Source organism: Methylocapsa sp. D3K7 (assembly GCF_029855125.1).
GTDB lineage: Bacteria > Pseudomonadota > Alphaproteobacteria > Rhizobiales > Beijerinckiaceae > Methylocapsa.
The window spans coordinates 3,634,486-3,651,123 of the sequence record NZ_CP123229.1 but is presented as its reverse complement, the minus strand read 5'-3'; the positions used below and the strand labels follow the sequence as shown (position 1 = coordinate 3,651,123).

The window sequence follows — 16,638 nt, the reverse complement described above, 5'->3', positions numbered from 1 at the left end:
TCAAAAAAGCGTATAGATAAAGGGCGCGACGACTGAGCCTTGGCTGAGGACGAACAAGCCGCCGAAGATCAGGAAAAGTACGAGTAGGGGCAGCAACCAGAATTTCTTTCGCGCGCCCAGGAACTCGAGCAGTTCAGCAACAATTGACATTGGTTATTCCTCAGAACTGTTTTTTCATCGAGTCTGGCGCTGGACCCGGCGGTTGACGCTCGATCCAATAGGTTGCGGCCCCTGGGTCCATTTTTACGCGCAAAAGATCCTTAACCTTTATACGCAGATACCAACCAAGCGGGACAACCGCCCCGAAAAACAAAATCGCCATCACGACTGGGTTGACAATTGTGTTCATGGCGAGGCCGAGCTTGAACCAGATACGGTTCAGCGGCGTCAACAAATTGGGGAAAAGGAGACCAACAGCCAGCAAGGGCACCGAAATGATAATCATTGACCATTTCGGTGAACCTGCGTAGCGAAACAACGGCCAAAGGCCTAAAATCATGAAAAGAGCACTGAAGGCGAAGCTAAACTTCCGATTCGAACCGGGTGTAATTTTGCGGAAGCTCAAAACTGTTTCATGGGTTTGCATGTGACACCTATTGTTGAATTGGAGTTGCACCGCGCAACCCGGCATGCGTTTTGCCACATCGCACTCGCTCATTCACTTCTATGTTTCCTTTTTCAATTGATAGGATGCGAAGTCTTGTGGAGAGAACTCGTTGCTGCGGTTTGTCTGGCTCGCTCGAAATGTTTCTCAATCGTGTATGCACCGTCTCAGTTTGGGAGCGAGTCGATTTTTTGCTACGCGTTGTAACATCCGGCAGGTCGCTCCTACTGAGCGCGGCCGAGTGGCTAGGTTGCGACGAAAGTCCCGCAGCGGCTCGGCACCCGCATGATATGAAAAGCAGCCGCTCCAGCGCCCGACACTCACCGTGTTCTGCAAATTTATATTGCAATTTCAATCACATAAGTGTTCGCAGTTTTATCCTGACCGGCGCGCCAATAATTTCAATGACTTATATAATGCATCATAGATTGACGCCGCCGCCTCCCTACCCGGCAAGGTCAAGCAGCAGTCCGGCGAGAGCGACGGAAATCGCCAAGACAGGCAAGGCATGACCGCGCACCCGCACGCCTACGCCATATGGACAATCATTGAGCGACCGCGCTTCATAAGGGCCTGCGGCGGAAGCAAGATAGGCCGCTCCGAACCCTTCGGCTCGATGGTTTGCTCCGGCAAAACAAGGTTGCGATTGCCGCCCCTGTTGGGCTTCATCGTGCCGATGCCTCTATAAGTTCAAGCAATTCGTCTGGGGAGATTTTAAGCGCCCCGTCCCAAGCATTATGCGTCTTGGGCGCTCCCCCCAGTTCGCATCGTATATCCTTGAACTTCAGCTTGCGATGTTCTGCGATGAACCAATAGAATGTGTCCGGCATTACCGAGGGGTAGAACATCGTCACATTCGTACCAGGTCCGCAAAAGCAAAGACTCGTCAACGCGGCGCTGGTGATGCCAAGAATCTGCTTTGCTCCCTTGAAAAACGAAACTTGGTCCCTGAAGCAATGTTCTTCGGGGCTTACAATCGTAAAGCCTTTACGGGCGAGAACTTCGCAAACCTCGTCTTCATTCACAAATTGCCGATAAGCCGGAATCTTGCGTCTGATATAAATACGCTGCGATTCTCCTGGCTGCACCTGACTGGCGATCCAATCCAATGGACCAAAAACGAGAGGTGACATGTAGCTTCCATGGGCCGTTAGGCCGTCGACGAGAATGAGTTCGCGTACCCGCATTGGAGACGGCGTGTATTTGATCAACCGTTCTATGTCGATGCCGATGAGCGCCAAGGAATCCTCGATGACATCATTCATCAGTCCGGTTGTTCCGGGCACGATGAACTTAAGATTCGCGTCTGGGAGAAGTTGCGCGGCGACGCTGACTTTCGGCAACATCTCGATAAGCCAATGGCCGTAATTTCCCCAGCCAGGTTTTACGCAAAGGACAGCTGGCCCATCGATCTCTTTGAGGTTGCCTGACGCGATTGCAGTCTTCAGCGCGATGCGGGCTTGCTCGATATGATCGGGGATTTGCTGCGTGATCGTCCGGTGGAAGACGTTTAAATCGTGGTTGAAGACCAATCCTTCCCCAGAAACAAAAACGTCGCGCAGTTTAATGATCTCGACTTTGCGTTCTGGAAAATCGCCGATGCGCCAAGCCCAATTCATTGCCGTCCACACATCCGATGGAATCCGGTCTTCATGCACGATTACGGGCTTATTCGCATGGAAGGATGGGGATGAAAGGCAATCCAGTATTGAATCCGCAGGGAACTGAATTGCGTCAATCGATGACAATGAGCCACTCCTTAACGATGACAACTGCTCGAATCGTAGGGTTGCCCATTTTGATGGATTAGCTTTGGGTTGGCGATCTGCATTCCCATCTCGATCGCGCCAACCTTCCCCGGCGTTGATGTGCCTGCCCGCAAGTCAGTATCGTTCACTTCGAACCCAATATATATTCCCTGGACGTGCCAGTTTGTAAAATTCAACGCTTCGTCAGGGAAATTTAGCTGTCGAGATGAGCCTGAAGGGTCGCGGCAAGAGAGCCTATGTTTGACCAGATCGCAAAGATAGTCATTGAGCGTAAATTCGAGATGATGAAGCTCTCCGTCGTCGGTTACGAAGGGCAGCAACGGCGAGCCTGGAAGCTCTTGACCATAGACGATCGAAAAAACCCTCCCTTCATTGTCGGTTTGGCACGCCAAATACGGTCCTTTAAACGGCGACGATGTGGAATGACTAATCTGCAACAGCACGCTCATCTTAAAGCTGCCTGATGGAGGCGTCGCCAAAAAGGAAAATCCTGAAAGCGCTTGTCCCAGAACTTCACCTGTCGTTCGTGCGTCCGCGGATGCGTACCGGACGTTGGCCTTGGAGAGCTTCAAATCCGCGCTATAGACGATCTTCTCATCAAGTGACGCCGGATGGCGAATTTCGTCGCTTAGAAACACATCGCTTCCGCCGCCCCGCAGCTCGCCTCCTTCTTTATGCAACTCGAAGACAAGCTCTCCAGCGTCACGGTAAATGCTTAAACTCAGCGCTTTGCTCGAAGTCGCAAAATAGTAAGCGGGGAGCCCGAGCCTTGGATCGGGGACAGCCGCCTTGTTCTCCCGCAGCATGTCTGGCGAGAGAATTTCGCTGACGCTCCATTGCGTGAAGAGCCAAGGCGAGATTGGACCTGCAATTGGAGTTTCTACACCGAAAATCTGTGGCTTATTCTGAACAACCCCGCCCGTATGAAATTGCAGCTTGGGGATCGTCAAGGGATCGAGCAGTTCTTGTGGATCCGAAGCTCGCACCTCGTGAGGTGCGCATAAGATTGCCAAACAGAGCGCTGCCACTGGAAGGGAGAACGAGAAATACTGCATTCGTCCCTCAGGGGCGTAATTTAAAGAAGACGAGGTTGCGGTTTAAGCAATTCTCCTCCCGAACCCCGCCTCGCGTTTACGACACCTTCCATGATTTCAAATATATAGCTTTGGGGGACAAAGTTGGATCGTTTAGCAAAGACCATAGTAAAGTCCTGAAATGTATCAATCGACTTATTTACGTTAAATGACTCTACTAGGGTAATAGAATGACCCATTCTCCTGCCCCATTCTTCAAGGGCAAGGCCAGCATCAGGATAAAACCTCCAATGATCATATGGATAACCATGGTATAATCCACCTAACGGAGCATTGATATATATAAAGCCATCTGGAGATGTCACGCGACAGGCTTCGAGAAACGTTAGCCAAAATAACCTGTCGTGCTCAAAGCAAGAGGTCGACACTATGCAATCAAACGCCCCGTCCACAAATGGATAGGAATATGGATCAGTCAGAACTTGATCCACCCCAGGTCCGCCTTCCAGGTCAATCCCGGTGTATTTTGAATTTGCTGGAGCAACTTGCCTCAGAGTTCCGTTGACGTCGCGCGAGCCAATGTCAAGAATAGTGGTAAATGCACTTTGCCAATAAGTTGAAAAAAAAAGTTGTCCCGCTTTCAATGCTGACGCGTGCATATTTTAGTTCTCCACAATAACCGTCCATCATACAAGTACATTGCTCTCCACCACAAATTTAATAGTCAGAGTGCCTTAGCCATGGAGCGTCGAAATTTCCGCAATCATGCGGTTAAACTCGGGTGATTTGTAAGAAATGAAGGTAGACTTCACAAGCGGCTCATAGTCTCGATCGTAATCAAGGGCATCCATAAAAGCGACGACTTCCTCATAGCGGTCGAAGAGCGTTGTGTCGTTCGGGTCAAGATTCCAGATCACCCCCATTCCCGCATATGGCACGTCTCCGACGCAAACCACGGACAGATCCGGCCGAAACTTCCGCAATGCGGGAATGATCTTAAAAACGTCGCCCATCCAGGCCACAGGGCACTCTTCTCGTCCGGCCATCACGGCACTGCGGGGGGCGATGTCATGAACGAGAATGACAGACTTCTTGTGCGATATTCGCTCCGAATTGCGCACATCCCTCAAAGCAAACTCAGACCAGTGCAGGCCATCGACAAACGTAAGGTCCACCGGCTCCGCACCCACAGTCGCAAAGCAGCTGTCATCGAAAAAAGAATCACTGGTCTGTCGAAACAAAGCGCAATGACAGGACGATTTGATAGGCGTCACGATTTGGAACGCCGGGTCTACACCGACAACCAACTTTGGCATCGGTTCGAGAAAAAGTGTCGCGCCTGACTGGACCCCGATTTCGAGGTATGTTTCTGCTCCGATGAGTTGCTTGGCAAACCGCAGGAATTCATGGTGATTAGAAAACATTCCGCCTCGCTCTTCGATTCATAACACGCTCACCTCCTCAGCCTCCCCCGTTCGTCAGACCGACGCCAAGCCGTAATAATCCTCAAGAACACTGTCATAAGAGGCGAAGTCCGGATACCGCCGGTTTTGCCAAAGCTCCGCCAACGGCAATTGGAGCAGCGCATCGTTGAGGGCGGAGAGTTGATCAATCAGGGCTAACTCGAGGATATGCCCCGCGGCCAACGCCCGCAGCCGTTCGGCCTGGGCGCCAATGTCGAAAACCACCGCTGGAATCCCGCAGGCAAGCGCGATTGAGAGCGTATAGCAATATGTCTCGGGCCATATGGACGGGAAAAAAGCAAGATGAGGCCGCAAGTCATGAAGCTGCCGGATGGCTTCGTCATCGCTGGCATATTTGCCTGTTTCCTTGACTCCGGCCTTCTTCAGCGGCTCTATCTTGTTCGAAAATCCGACGATCGTGAACTCGATCGGCAGCGATCGCCGTCTTGCATCAAGCGCGAGACCGTGCAAAACGCCTGAGCCTTTGTGCGTCCCGATTCCCCCGATGACCGCGATCCGCAAGGGAGATGGGAACTCCTCCAGCGCCGGGAGCCATGCTGATCCCGGATGAGATTCCGCATGCGGTTTGACGATCGGCTCAACGAGCGGAAACACGCGCTTCAACCTTTTCGCGGTATCCATGGATGGAACGAATACCTGCTTAGCCGCTTCGAGGAAGGCGCCGTAGACACTGCGGCGCTCATCAGGATCGACGAAATCCGAACACCCACGATCCGCCCTGATGCACGCCCGGCACACGCTTGTTGCGGGCTGACCGCAGTAGATCCCTTCCGTCGTGACGCAGTCATTGCGGTGACAGATCGAAGAATAATCGTGAACAGTGCAATGATACGGGCATGGGGCATCCTTTAAGATAGACATCATCGCAAGGACGCCCTGCCAATCGAGGCCAGCAAAAGAATGAACATGAAGAATTTTGGGCCGGAGCCATCCGATGAAGTCCAAGATGAGGTCTTGATATTTTGTAATCAACATCGGCCCGAGGCTGGGCGTATACACATCCACCGGATTTTGGACGGATATATTGACGTTGAGTTTCCCCTCCGTTCGGCCGCCAACCCGCAGAAATACGACTTTGACATTCTCACGGGCCAGTCGCTGCGCCAGGCTATGGGCATGCGTGAACACTCCCCCTGTCCACGAATGGGTAATGAAGATGGCCGCGCCAGGGCCGATGCTCCGGGCCAAGCGGTAAAGGTCTAACCGCAGCCGCGCCTCATGGCTTGGATTGGCTTCTATGTAGCGCTGAACCCTCAGTCCATAGTCTGGATGCTTATTTAAGAGCGCTGTTTGACCAGACTCGTAAGTGTTCGAAGCAAGGCTCGCGAAGGAAATCTTGCCCGTGTGATAGACGAAGACATCATGAGCAAACACGTTTTTGAAGCCGGCCTTCAAGGCGCGCAGACAGTAATCGTTCTCTTCGCCATACCCCTTACCAAAAGCAGAGTCATCTAATGTGCCAAGTATATTTATAATACTCCTGCGCATATAAAAACAAAATCCCACACCCGTTGGGACAACATTGCTACGCCCTTCGTTGCATACGCTCGTATATTCATCAAGTACAGCAGGCGGGACTTCAAGACTGATTAAATTATTCCGGTTAAATTCAGGGTAGCTGCAAATCGTTGCATTATTCGAAAAGGGCGTGATCGTCGCGACCGATTCATCGCGCCGCGCGTGCGCCAGGAGACGATCAATCCAATTTCCAAAAACGAGAGTGTCCGAGTTTAGAAGAATGACATCGAGATCGGGGCGGTAAGCAAGCGCTTCATTAACGGTGCGAACAAAGCCTAAGTTCGTCTGGTTTTCCGCGTAACCGAACCACCCTTCCGCAGCGAGGTCCCGCAGCGTCTCATTCAACTCATCTTCTGGACCGCAATCATTGATTACAAGAAGGTTGAAAGACGTTTCCTGAGGGTTCGTCAGGACCGAATATATCGATGCCAGCGTGTCTGAGAACCCCTTATAGACCGGCATAATAATAGTGACTTCTGCATCGGGAACGTCCTTTGCGGAGAAAGCCAAATGCCAGTCCTTCTTGGATGGCGCCTTGGGGCGCTCCCATAAGACCGCACCGACCGGATTTGGCCTCCTTCCCTCCCTCCGTCCATATTTTATGTAATGAAAAAATGGATTTAAGTTTGATGCCCTAACGTCCCCATACTTGGAGAGGTAATAGGACGTCCAAAAAAGGGCCGTCGGATTACGCCCCTCTCGCCAGCCATATTCTACATAATGTTTTACCGGATCAATTTTTGCTGTGCGAACGTCCTGGAACTCCTTCAGATAAAAATCCGCATCGAACTCTGAACTCAGAGTTTTCATAACTTCTTTGATATCGAGATCTGAGCTCGGCCCATTAATGGAGCCTCCCGCGGCAGCCGGAACAGAAATCGCCAGCTCGGCTAGATCTGGTACAGATAGTTTTGGATTACTCGTGGAAATATAATGATAAAATGGACTGACATCCAAAATCAGGACATCCGGATGAGCGTTTAAATATTCGGTCGTTGAAAAACTAGGTGTCGGATCGTACCCCTGACGCCACCCTATCCGTAGATAATGATCCAATGCATCTATATTATTAATATCAGTATAGCGTTTCCTGTAGTAAAATTCATTAAAATATATTTTAATGACACTCCTTTGGATTCGTAAATACTCCTCTTCGGAGTCAGGAGTAATCTTTAATTTCATTGTCTTATTGTACTTTTTATAGTGGTCGAGCGGATTGAACGATAACTCTTCCTTTCCGAGATTTTTATCCTTGTAATATAGCGTATTAAAAATTCGCGAAGGATTTCGTCCTTCTCGCCACCCATATTCCTTGAAATGAAAAAAGGGATTTATGCCTGACTTGGCAACATCTGGGTAAGTTAGTAAATAATACTTCTGATCAAAGAATTTAGGTTTGGCCTTATAGATTTTTAAAAGTCGATCAAAAAATTGGCGAATCATCGAGAGTTTACGCCTGTTCTATTGTTCAGACCGCGATGGCCGCTACCTTCACCCTCGAGTCGCTGGCATGTCGCATTTTCACGACACCATCCAAGGGTGTGTGTCTTGTGCTGGCCATTTCAATCCTCCACCCGCTGCAAAAGCCGTACTTCAGGGAGGATTACTCTTCAGACGAAAAACCGGAATCGTGTATAGCTGCGTCCTCAACTATAGATGATTTGATGGATATCTGCAATTCTCACTTGAGGATAGATCAGAATGCCGGATGGGCCAAGGCGCAGGGGTTCAACGAGTTCTGCCAAAAGAATTGGGAGACGATGCTGTCGACAGGAGTTGATGATCAAGAGGACCGGTTCCACGGATGGATAGATCGCGTCGAATTAGGCTCGGCCTTCATTCTCGTGGAATTCTGGTTGAGCGATCGCCAGGCCACCGATGTAAATCCGTTCATACATGTCGGCGGAATACGAAAGAATACACGGTGGACGAAAATTGTCCGTAGCGATATCCCAAGTCTCGCAAATAGCTTCAGGGCAATCTTGCCGCGATCTGAGCTTGACGGCGCTTCGAACATGTTCGCCATTGGAGCGAACGACCAATGGGGCGTTTTGGTCCCAGAACAACAGGTCATAAGCCCCGGACGTCCTCGCGGGGCACTAGATCATTTCGATGGAAATTACTTGAACGGATGGGTCGATACATCCAATGTTGATTTGGGTGCTGCTGTCTCAGCCGAGCTCTTCATCGATAACAAAGAGTTAATCAGCATTGTTTGCAACGTCCCACGTTCTGACGTCGTTGACGCGAAGCTAACCCTTTGCCCAAACACGGGATTTAAGATCCACCGGGCGGAAATCATCAATGCGATAATAGCTAATGGGCTTGATTCGCACGCCAGTGGTGGGAACGAAATTGAAATCGAGATGCGCTGGGGAACGCATATCCTCGATTCGAAATTAATTACGATAGACAACCACGTTCGCGGCTTCCTAGAGCGATTTTCAGAAGGAACATTATACGGCTGGGCAATTCGCAGTTTGCCCACGGGTCAGCCTGTTGATCTTGAGCTTTTGATAAACGGCGTGCGCTATAACACCTTCCAAGCGAACATCTGGCGTGAAGACCTAAAATCCATCGCGGCGGTTTATGATGGAGGGGGCTTTGCGATTCCGCTTCGCTTCGTGCCTGCTGACGAAACGCATTTCGAAGTGAGAGTTCTCTCGCTTCCTAGCCGGAAGCCACTCGATGGGTCAGTATTGCTCACACGCAACGAGATGGCTTCGGCAAGTCTATTCGTCGAACCCATGCCACAAAGGCTGATCGACGGTGATGCCAATTCCGGTGTCGTTATCATCGTTCCGGTCTATAATGCGCCTGATGAGCTCGAAATTTGCCTAGAGTCGCTCTTGCAGCACACTACGGTGTCGGCCCGTTTGATCGTCATCGACGATGCCAGTCCGGACCCCGCCATTTCAGAATTGCTTGGACGGTATCGCCGGATAGACAATCTTGATATCGTTCGCAATCAAACGAACCTCGGCTTCACAGCCACGGCAAACCTCGGTATTCGCCTTGCTGGTAAGGCAGATGTGGTCTTACTCAATTCAGGTACGCGAGTAACTCCACGCTGGCTCGAGGGCTTGCGCCGCGCCGCCTATTCCGCCGCGGACATAGGCACAGCGACGGCCGTGTCCGATAATGCCGGGGCATTTTCAATACCTGAGATTGATCGATACAATGAGCGGCCAGCTGGGCTCGACCATGATACTTATGCGCGCCTGATCACGCAGCTATCGATCGGTCTCAGACCTCGCGTACCGACAGGCAACGGCCATTGCCTATATATGCGCCGCGACTGCCTCGATGCGATAGGAGAACTGGACGAAAAGGCATTTCCGCGCGGCTATGGGAAAGAAAACGATTTCTGCATGCGGGCCCTTCGCGCCGGCTGGTCTCACGTCATCGATGATCGAACGCTGATCTATCATAAGCAATCGGCGAGCTATGGCGAGGAAGGGAGACACACGTCTTGCGCATCGGCATCGCTGATTATCGATGAGCGTTATCCAGAGTACAGGAAGCTGATCCGAGTGTATAGTGAAGGTCCCGAAATGCTTGCAATGCGCTATGTAGCACGACGCATCGTTGCGAGACCATCCGCAGACGTTTCCGGCAAACCGCGCATTCTTTATGTCATCTCTACACTGGAAGGCGGAACGCCGCAGACGAATCAAGACTTGATGAGCGCACTCCAAGGCGATTACGACGCGTGGCTGCTCTACTGCGATTCTTCTAATATCGAGCTGTCGCACATTATGCTGGAAAGTTCTAAGCTGGTCGCTCGGCACAGCTTAAGGGTTCAAATTGACGCGGTTAGCCATCGTTCAAAGGAATATGATGACGTCGTCAGTAAATGGTTGTGCCGTTATGTGTTCGAGATAGTGCATATTCGTCATATCGCATATCACAGCCTTGGACTGATCAATCGATGCGGGCGGCTTGGCATTCCCATCGTTTTTTCGTTCCATGATTTCTACACGGTATGTCCGACAATAAAGCTCTTGGACGAGAACTTTCACTATTGCGGAGGCAATTGCACGCCATCCAGTGGAGATTGCGTCGCTGATCTTTGGCCGCCTGAAAGTTTCCCGCCACTCAAGGGCCGATGGGTTCGCCGCTGGCGCGAGATCATGGCGGAAGTTCTGCATGAATGCTCCGCCTTTGTGACGACCGCAGCTTCAAGTCACGCGGTACTCACGTCGAATTTCCCATTCCTGAAAGATCGCGATTTTCGTGTTATCCCTCATGGCCGCTCATTCGATGCAATGCGAAAATTCGCTCGCGTACCGAATTTGCTGGAGCCTGTTCGTATCCTCGTGGCTGGCAACATCGATAAGCCGAAGGGTGCTGGGCGCATACTCTCTTTACGCGATCGCGACGTTTTAGGTAGATTGGAGTTTCACATCCTCGGCAATTCGATTGAGGATTTGAAGGGGCCTCGCATTATCTGCCACGGACCCTACAAGCGTGAGGAGTTTGCTGCGCGTGCTGCGTCAATCAATGCTCATCTTGGGGCGGTCTTGTCGATCTGGCCGGAAACATACTGCCACACTTTGACTGAGCTTTGGTCGATTGGGCTTCCTGTTCTGGCTTTTGATTTCGGCGCCGTTGCTGAGAGAATTCGAATAGCAGGGGGGGGGTGGATTATACCGCATCACGATGCCGATGTAGCGTTCGACGCAATCATTTCGATCATCAGCGACAATGACAGCTACAGGGAAAAAGCTGCCAATATTGACCGGTGGCAGGAAAGCGAAGGGCGGATGAATGATGTGCAGTTCATGGCTGCACAGTACAAGAATCTTTATGCTGATATAGTTGATAGCCGGCGCATCCTCCGTACTCCACCGCCCTTGCCGATGTCAGCTAGTGGGTACCAAACCCTTAATCGCGGAATGTCTGTCCGGAAGTAATTGAATCGAATGAATCATTTGTGATTGAAGGGAGGCGGCCTGATTCGAGAATGGGTCGCCGGTGTGGCCGTCCGACAACCGCCTGAAATACAATCGAGGCAAGCTTCGCTATTCGAGCGATCTAACGGACTACGAGTGGTCTCACATCGAGCCGCTCATTCCACCGGCCAAACAATGGCGGACTCCGGTTTTCAGCTAAAACCAAGCTTTCCACCGTCATAGTTTGGATTGGATGGTGGACGGCTCTTTTTGTGTGGGCCTACCAGGCATCTCAGTGAAGGCGGCAGGCGCACCCTTGAGGGGATGAGATCACTTTTCGGCACCAAAAGTTCCATCAGGGCGAAAAAAACAATTATGCCTTTGCTGTGCTCAAGGCCATGTGCTGGATGGCCGAGGCCGACGATTGAGAGGACGGTTTGGTGCGATGCCAGGGACGCGGCCAAACTGCGGGGCTGGATGAAGCAATCAGGCTAATGGAACGTGCATCTCCGCACGGCGCTTGTTTTCAAAGGGAATACGTTTTCCCAGGACACGATGCCTTGGGAGTAACGGCAATGAATTCTGGAATCCTCGCGGAGCAAGCTGCAGCGAAGAGTAGCTTTGATTCTGTCCTGAAAGTGCACTTCGGACCTCGCACAACCGCCTATAACCGTCCTCCCTATTGGGAGCTGCCGCAAGACGTAAAGGACGCCTACTGGCGCTGCTTCCGCGCTGACAGGGCAGTGGATGCCTACTTTGGAACGTCGTCGCTCCCGACAGTTTATGCCGCCCCCCCGACAGTTGGAAGGTACGCAAGCGCCGCTTATCACTGACCCGTTCGCGCAACGGTTAGACGCAACCCGTCGTGAACGATTGGAAACCCCCAAATCTGTACGGATCGAGGCCGATCCTCAGCGCTAAGGAAGAATATTCCGTTAGTTTGCAAGCCAATCAACGGCGGGCGCCTACTTAAAGATAACCGTGAAAGATACGGCTAGAAGGATCGTTCCCAGGAAAAAAATTGCAATTTGAAGATACTCAGTTTTTTTCACGATTGTGCCCTCATCGCATATGCTGTGAGCGGCGGCATACCGCGCATCAAAACTGAGCATTAATCCTCCACCGCGCCCTCGATCACAATCAAATCATTGTCTCGCCGTTTGAGACCGGGTGTTCGGCTGATATCGCTATTCCCCTTATATAGAAAAAGCCCGCCGTTTAGGCGGGCCAGGTTACCGGGGAGTTTATGACAAGCGAACATCATTGACTTTCAAAAGGTTCATTTTATGTTTTATCGCAGTTGCTCAATTCTTCGTGACAGCCACCCCGCCAAGCTTGGTGTTTCATGGTAGAGCGTGAATTGAATGCATACTCGACACTATTCGTCATTCTCTGCCGTCAGATCCTCGACTTTAATCGAGGCGGATGGGTCGCCTCTTGGGCTCCCCTTCCTTAACCGGACGCCGGCCCCGCCACCGTTCTCGGCGATGAACTCCACCCCGGCTGATTCGAGAGCGCCCCGGATGGCGTTGATCGTCGATTGCTTGGCGTCCGATCCATTCTCAATGCGGGTAACGGTATTGGCCGTTATCCCCGCCTTATCTGCGAGGTCCCGTACGCCCCAACTAAGCGCCGCCCGGGCCATTCGGATCTGAACGGGCTTGATATCCAAATGCATGTCCGCAGATTGTTTATCTGTAGTTATACAATTGCACATTGTACCAACAGAAGACAGCAAATGCAATGATTCAACAACGGAATCTCACTATGAACCGAGAGAAAAAACCGTCGAACCCAAAGCTAGACACAAGTTGAATTTCTGCTCTAGTGACGCCCGGCCTTTTGTAAGTTAATTCTCTGAGATCCTGCGCAAAAATGGAGGGCGGTCCATGGGCGGCAACCGGCAGGCTCTTACGTAGCGGGTGACATCACCATGCCATTCCATTTCCGCATTTTGATCTCCACCATTCTCTTCGTGATAACGCCCTTCGACGCAGCCGTGCGGGCGCAGGAGCCGTCTTCCGATACCAAACCCTCCGCGGATCAGGTCAGGTCTCCGGCGAAAAAAGGCGGCGGGACTCCTGACAGCAGGGCGAAAGGGATCCATGAGTCTCAGCCCGCCGATCTCTCACTTGGTCGAGCGCCTAAAGCGTTCGATTGGAGCGGGACTTACGGCGGCATGCATGGTGGGGCGTTAGGCTCCACAAGCCACGGCGGCCCATGAAAGACGCCTTATAAGCGGAATACAAACCAGCCGACCCCGCTGCGTAGCGCAATGATCAATGGCATTCCTTATTATCGCCCCCAACAAATTTCCCGTCTCCGTCGTAGCATGGCTGATGAGACGGAGGAGGAAGACGGCGCTGCTCTCCTCCAGAAGATAGGCGCGGCCGGTAAGTTCGCGCTGGCGGCGGCCCATAATCCTCGGGATAAGCATATTCCGGCAACGGCGGGGGAGGAACAAGCTCAAGGTAATCCGGCATGGGCACGACGGATGGATAGGAGCCATAAGGTGCTGGTCCGGCCACGCCGTCGATCACAGGGTCGTAGGGCCGAAGCGATCCGTCAGGCATAACACTGCTATTCGTGAAGGGCACATAGCCGCCAGAGCCGTCCGGGACGACCCCCGAACCTAGCCAGCAGAAGAGAAAAAAGCACGCTGCACCCATTTCGCCCTCCACCCTTCCGTTGTTTTTTACGAGACCGCGCGAAAATTTTTCGAAGCCAAAATCAATCAACCTTTCAACGTTGCCCGCTCCTCTCTCAACAGCTCAAGAGAACGATGGAGAGTGCACAAGTGACTAGCGACCTTGACGTCAAGTCTAAAATGCTAATTGGCAGGAAGGCTTAAGGTTCCCGGCCCGGAGCAGATTGGGGACTTCCGTTGCTCTACGAGCCGGCTGACGAAATTCGCAAGTTTGCGGCGTCACAATGCCCAGGTTCACGCCTCGAAACCGGCTCGCTGTCATAGTGCCGCGGGAGGCTTGAAGGGCGGCTTCAACTGGCCTCCGCGCCAATGAAGATTGTCGCGAAGATACAGGGAGCTTTATTGGCAAACACGCACAGTCGAATAATAGGTGAAGCCGGAGTCGTCGACGATGGTCTGATTGGTGAGATAGCAGGGGTTAAAAACATTATAAGTCGCACCCGTGGGAACTCCGCCGATGCCGGGACCCCACATGCGAACCTGATCGTTAAAGCCGGAAAAAACTCGGTGTTGAAATTCCCAAGCGGCGGCCGGGGTGGATGTTGCGGCAACGCCCATGCCAAGGGAGGCGAACGCCAGGCTGGTTGCAAGTGCTTTACGAAAATTGATCATCAAAAGTCTCCGTTTCTGTGCCGGTCTCTCCCGCACGGTCAATAAAAGAGGCTACCGCAAATAACGATACAACACTGTGTTGGTTCACACCTTCATCACATCACGCGAGAGTCGATCTAGAGCGCAACCAGCCGAGGGCCTCATCGCGACGCTTGCGGCAGGCACTAGTCATCATCACCGCCGGTGCTTATGGTCCGGTTCGAACCGAACCGCAGTGCCTTTCCGGATGCGCATGCCAGCTGACAAAGGCGAGCTTCCTCCCGCCATTTTCGACCGCTGCCTGATAAGGCGCAGACTTGCCCGCGCCGCCGCCGCTGGGAGCGAATGCTTTCTTATTTTCCATGCCATCGAGGAATTCGTCGAACGGCTGGCTTCGATCAAGCGCGAATTCCGTAGCGTCCTCGATGCGGGGACGCCGTCGCCCCAGCTTGCCGAGCGGCTTGCGGACATTCTGAATCCGCCCCTTTTCGTCCGGATGGCGCCTCTGGCGGCTTTGGCTGGCACGCTTCCCCTTGTCCGCCTCGCGGGCGCCGAAGAAGATTTGCCGTTCGCTCCAGAAATCTTCGATTTGGCGGTCTCGGTGCTGTCCTTGCAAAATCTCAACGATCTCCCGGGAGCGCTCGTTCAACTCCGCCGGGTGTTGAAGCCGGATGGGCTTTTTCTCGGCTGCCTGCTTGGCGGCCATAGTCTCTTGGAGTTGCGCACGGCCTTGGCCGTGGCTGAAACGGAGATCTTTGGGGGAGTCAGCCCGAGAGTCGCGCCTTTCGCGGATGTGCGCGACATGGGGGGGCTTCTGCAGCGTGCGGGGTTCGCATTGCCGGTCGCCGATAGCGAGCCCCTGACCGTGCGCTATTCCGATATGTTTGGGCTTATGCGCGATCTGCGCGGGATGGGCGCGACCAATGCGCTTGTGACGCGGCGGCGCAAGCCCGCGACGAAGCGTTTCTTTATGCGCGCCGCGAATATTTACGCGGAGCGCTACGCCGATCCGGACGGGCGGGTGCGCGCAACGTTCGAGTTGATTTTTCTCTCTGGATGGGCGCCGCACGAGAGTCAGCAAAAACCCTTGGCGCCAGGCTCGGCCAAGATGCGGCTCGCCGACGCGCTCAAAAGCAAGCCTCCCGGGAGCTAACCCTTTACTGAGCGAGTTCCCACGTCACCTGCACTTCGGTGCGCAAGGTCTGGACACCAGGTTCAACGGGAATGGCTGGCGCGGGGGCACGCGCGGCGCCGAGCATTCTCGGTGACATCGCGGCGGCAACAGGCTCGGGCGGCGGCTGGGTTGCAATTTCTAGAATTCGCCCGAGTTTGATACCGAGTGCGCCGACATAGCTGTTGGCCTTGCGCAAGGCATCCCGAACGGCATCGCCGCGGAGGGCCTCGTATTTTGCGTCTTTCTGCGAATAATCGAATTCGATGCCATCGAAATTGTTGGCGCCCTTGTCCATCAACTGGCTGGCCAGCGCGCCAGCCTTGGTGATGTCCTTGATCCGTATGCTCAACAGATTGCGAGCATCGTAACCGCGCAATGTCCGCTTGATGTGGCCGTTGGCGTCGGAGGTCTCGTCGTAAACCGGCGATAGAGTGATCGAGAGCGTCCGGATGTCTTTCGCCTCGATCCCTTGCGCCTTGATTTCGCCGACAACCGCTTGCGTGGCGCGAGCATTTTCGCGAGCGGCATCAGCGGCGTGCGGCCGTTCGGTGTCGACGCCAATCGAGATCGTCGCGATATCAGGGATGACCTCAGTGCTGGCGATCCCAGTCGTGGTGATCGATGGCACCGAATCCTTTAAGGGGGGCAGCAATTGCTGGGCATAGGCGGTGCCAGATTGAACCCACATGGCCAGCGCAAACGCGCCCATGACCCACAAGAAAAAAGAGCAAGATTTTAAGATCTCTTTCAGGGAATGGAACAAAACACACATATTTCTAGCCCGCGTTCGCGCAATTGTCTGAAAGCGTCAAGTCTGATTGATGTCGTAGTCAGAATTGCAAGCAGTATAGCAAGGCACTTA

At 52.8% G+C, this 16,638-nt stretch carries 13 protein-coding genes and 1 pseudogene; 3 read left to right on the top strand and 11 right to left on the bottom strand.

Annotation, left to right across the window (positions count from 1 at the left end):
- The 7 genes from QEV83_RS17140 to QEV83_RS17110 all read right to left on the bottom strand — a co-directional run bounded on the left by QEV83_RS17140 (position 1) and on the right by QEV83_RS17110 (position 7,852).
- The gene (locus QEV83_RS17140) at positions 1-150 is read right to left on the bottom strand and encodes a DUF5989 family protein (RefSeq protein ID WP_280128878.1); all 150 of its coding nucleotides are present in this window, start codon (positions 148-150) and stop codon (positions 1-3) included.
- A gap of 10 nt (positions 151-160) precedes the next feature.
- Entirely contained in the window at positions 161-643 is a 483-nt protein-coding gene (locus tag QEV83_RS17135; protein WP_280128877.1) for a hypothetical protein, read from the bottom strand.
- Between the two features lie 626 nt (positions 644-1,269).
- Positions 1,270-2,223 carry a glycosyltransferase 61 family protein gene (locus QEV83_RS17130; RefSeq protein ID WP_280128876.1) on the bottom strand — a complete coding sequence of 318 codons (954 nt, stop codon included), beginning with the start codon at positions 2,221-2,223 and terminating at the stop codon, positions 1,270-1,272.
- Positions 2,224-2,363: 140 nt separating this feature from the next.
- Positions 2,364-3,011 (bottom strand): hypothetical protein, encoded by a 648-nt coding sequence (locus QEV83_RS17125; protein ID WP_280128875.1) that lies wholly within the window; start codon positions 3,009-3,011, stop codon positions 2,364-2,366.
- 437 nt (positions 3,012-3,448) lie between these two features.
- Positions 3,449-4,066, bottom strand: a complete 618-nt coding sequence (locus QEV83_RS17120) for a methyltransferase domain-containing protein (protein WP_280128874.1) — start codon at positions 4,064-4,066, stop codon at positions 3,449-3,451.
- Positions 4,067-4,141: 75 nt separating this feature from the next.
- Complete coding sequence (locus QEV83_RS17115; RefSeq protein WP_280128873.1) at positions 4,142-4,831, bottom strand: class I SAM-dependent methyltransferase; 690 nt, start codon at positions 4,829-4,831, stop codon at positions 4,142-4,144.
- 54 nt (positions 4,832-4,885) lie between these two features.
- Positions 4,886-7,852, bottom strand: coding sequence for a glycosyltransferase (locus QEV83_RS17110; RefSeq protein WP_280128872.1), 2,967 nt, complete (start codon positions 7,850-7,852; stop codon positions 4,886-4,888).
- A 107-nt stretch (positions 7,853-7,959) separates the two neighbouring features.
- On the opposite strand from QEV83_RS17110, the gene QEV83_RS17105 reads away from it, so the two are divergent.
- On the top strand, positions 7,960-11,325 hold the full coding sequence (locus tag QEV83_RS17105) for a glycosyltransferase (protein WP_280128871.1): 3,366 nt from the start codon (positions 7,960-7,962) through the stop codon (positions 11,323-11,325).
- A gap of 61 nt (positions 11,326-11,386) precedes the next feature.
- Positions 11,387-11,509, top strand: a pseudogene (locus tag QEV83_RS17100) (IS5/IS1182 family transposase); the annotation flags it as partial.
- Positions 11,510-12,682: 1,173 nt separating this feature from the next.
- On the opposite strand, the gene QEV83_RS17095 reads toward QEV83_RS17100, so the two are convergent.
- From QEV83_RS17095 to QEV83_RS17085, 3 genes are all read right to left on the bottom strand, one after another.
- On the bottom strand, positions 12,683-12,976 hold the full coding sequence (locus tag QEV83_RS17095; RefSeq protein WP_348273237.1) for a helix-turn-helix transcriptional regulator: 294 nt from the start codon (positions 12,974-12,976) through the stop codon (positions 12,683-12,685).
- A gap of 607 nt (positions 12,977-13,583) precedes the next feature.
- Positions 13,584-13,973: a hypothetical protein gene (locus tag QEV83_RS17090; RefSeq protein ID WP_280128870.1), complete on the bottom strand. Its 390-nt coding sequence runs from the start codon at positions 13,971-13,973 to the stop codon at positions 13,584-13,586.
- A gap of 377 nt (positions 13,974-14,350) precedes the next feature.
- Entirely contained in the window at positions 14,351-14,623 is a 273-nt protein-coding gene (locus tag QEV83_RS17085; RefSeq protein ID WP_280128869.1) for a hypothetical protein, read from the bottom strand.
- Between the two features lie 226 nt (positions 14,624-14,849).
- Here QEV83_RS17085 and QEV83_RS17080 point away from each other — a divergent pair, with 226 nt between their 5' ends.
- Positions 14,850-15,755, top strand: coding sequence for a methyltransferase domain-containing protein (locus tag QEV83_RS17080; RefSeq protein WP_280128868.1), 906 nt, complete (start codon positions 14,850-14,852; stop codon positions 15,753-15,755).
- A gap of 4 nt (positions 15,756-15,759) precedes the next feature.
- Here the strand turns inward: QEV83_RS17080 and QEV83_RS17075 are convergent, their stop codons facing one another.
- Positions 15,760-16,464, bottom strand: a complete 705-nt coding sequence (locus tag QEV83_RS17075; protein ID WP_280128867.1) for an SIMPL domain-containing protein — start codon at positions 16,462-16,464, stop codon at positions 15,760-15,762.
- Positions 16,465-16,638 lie beyond the last annotated feature (174 nt).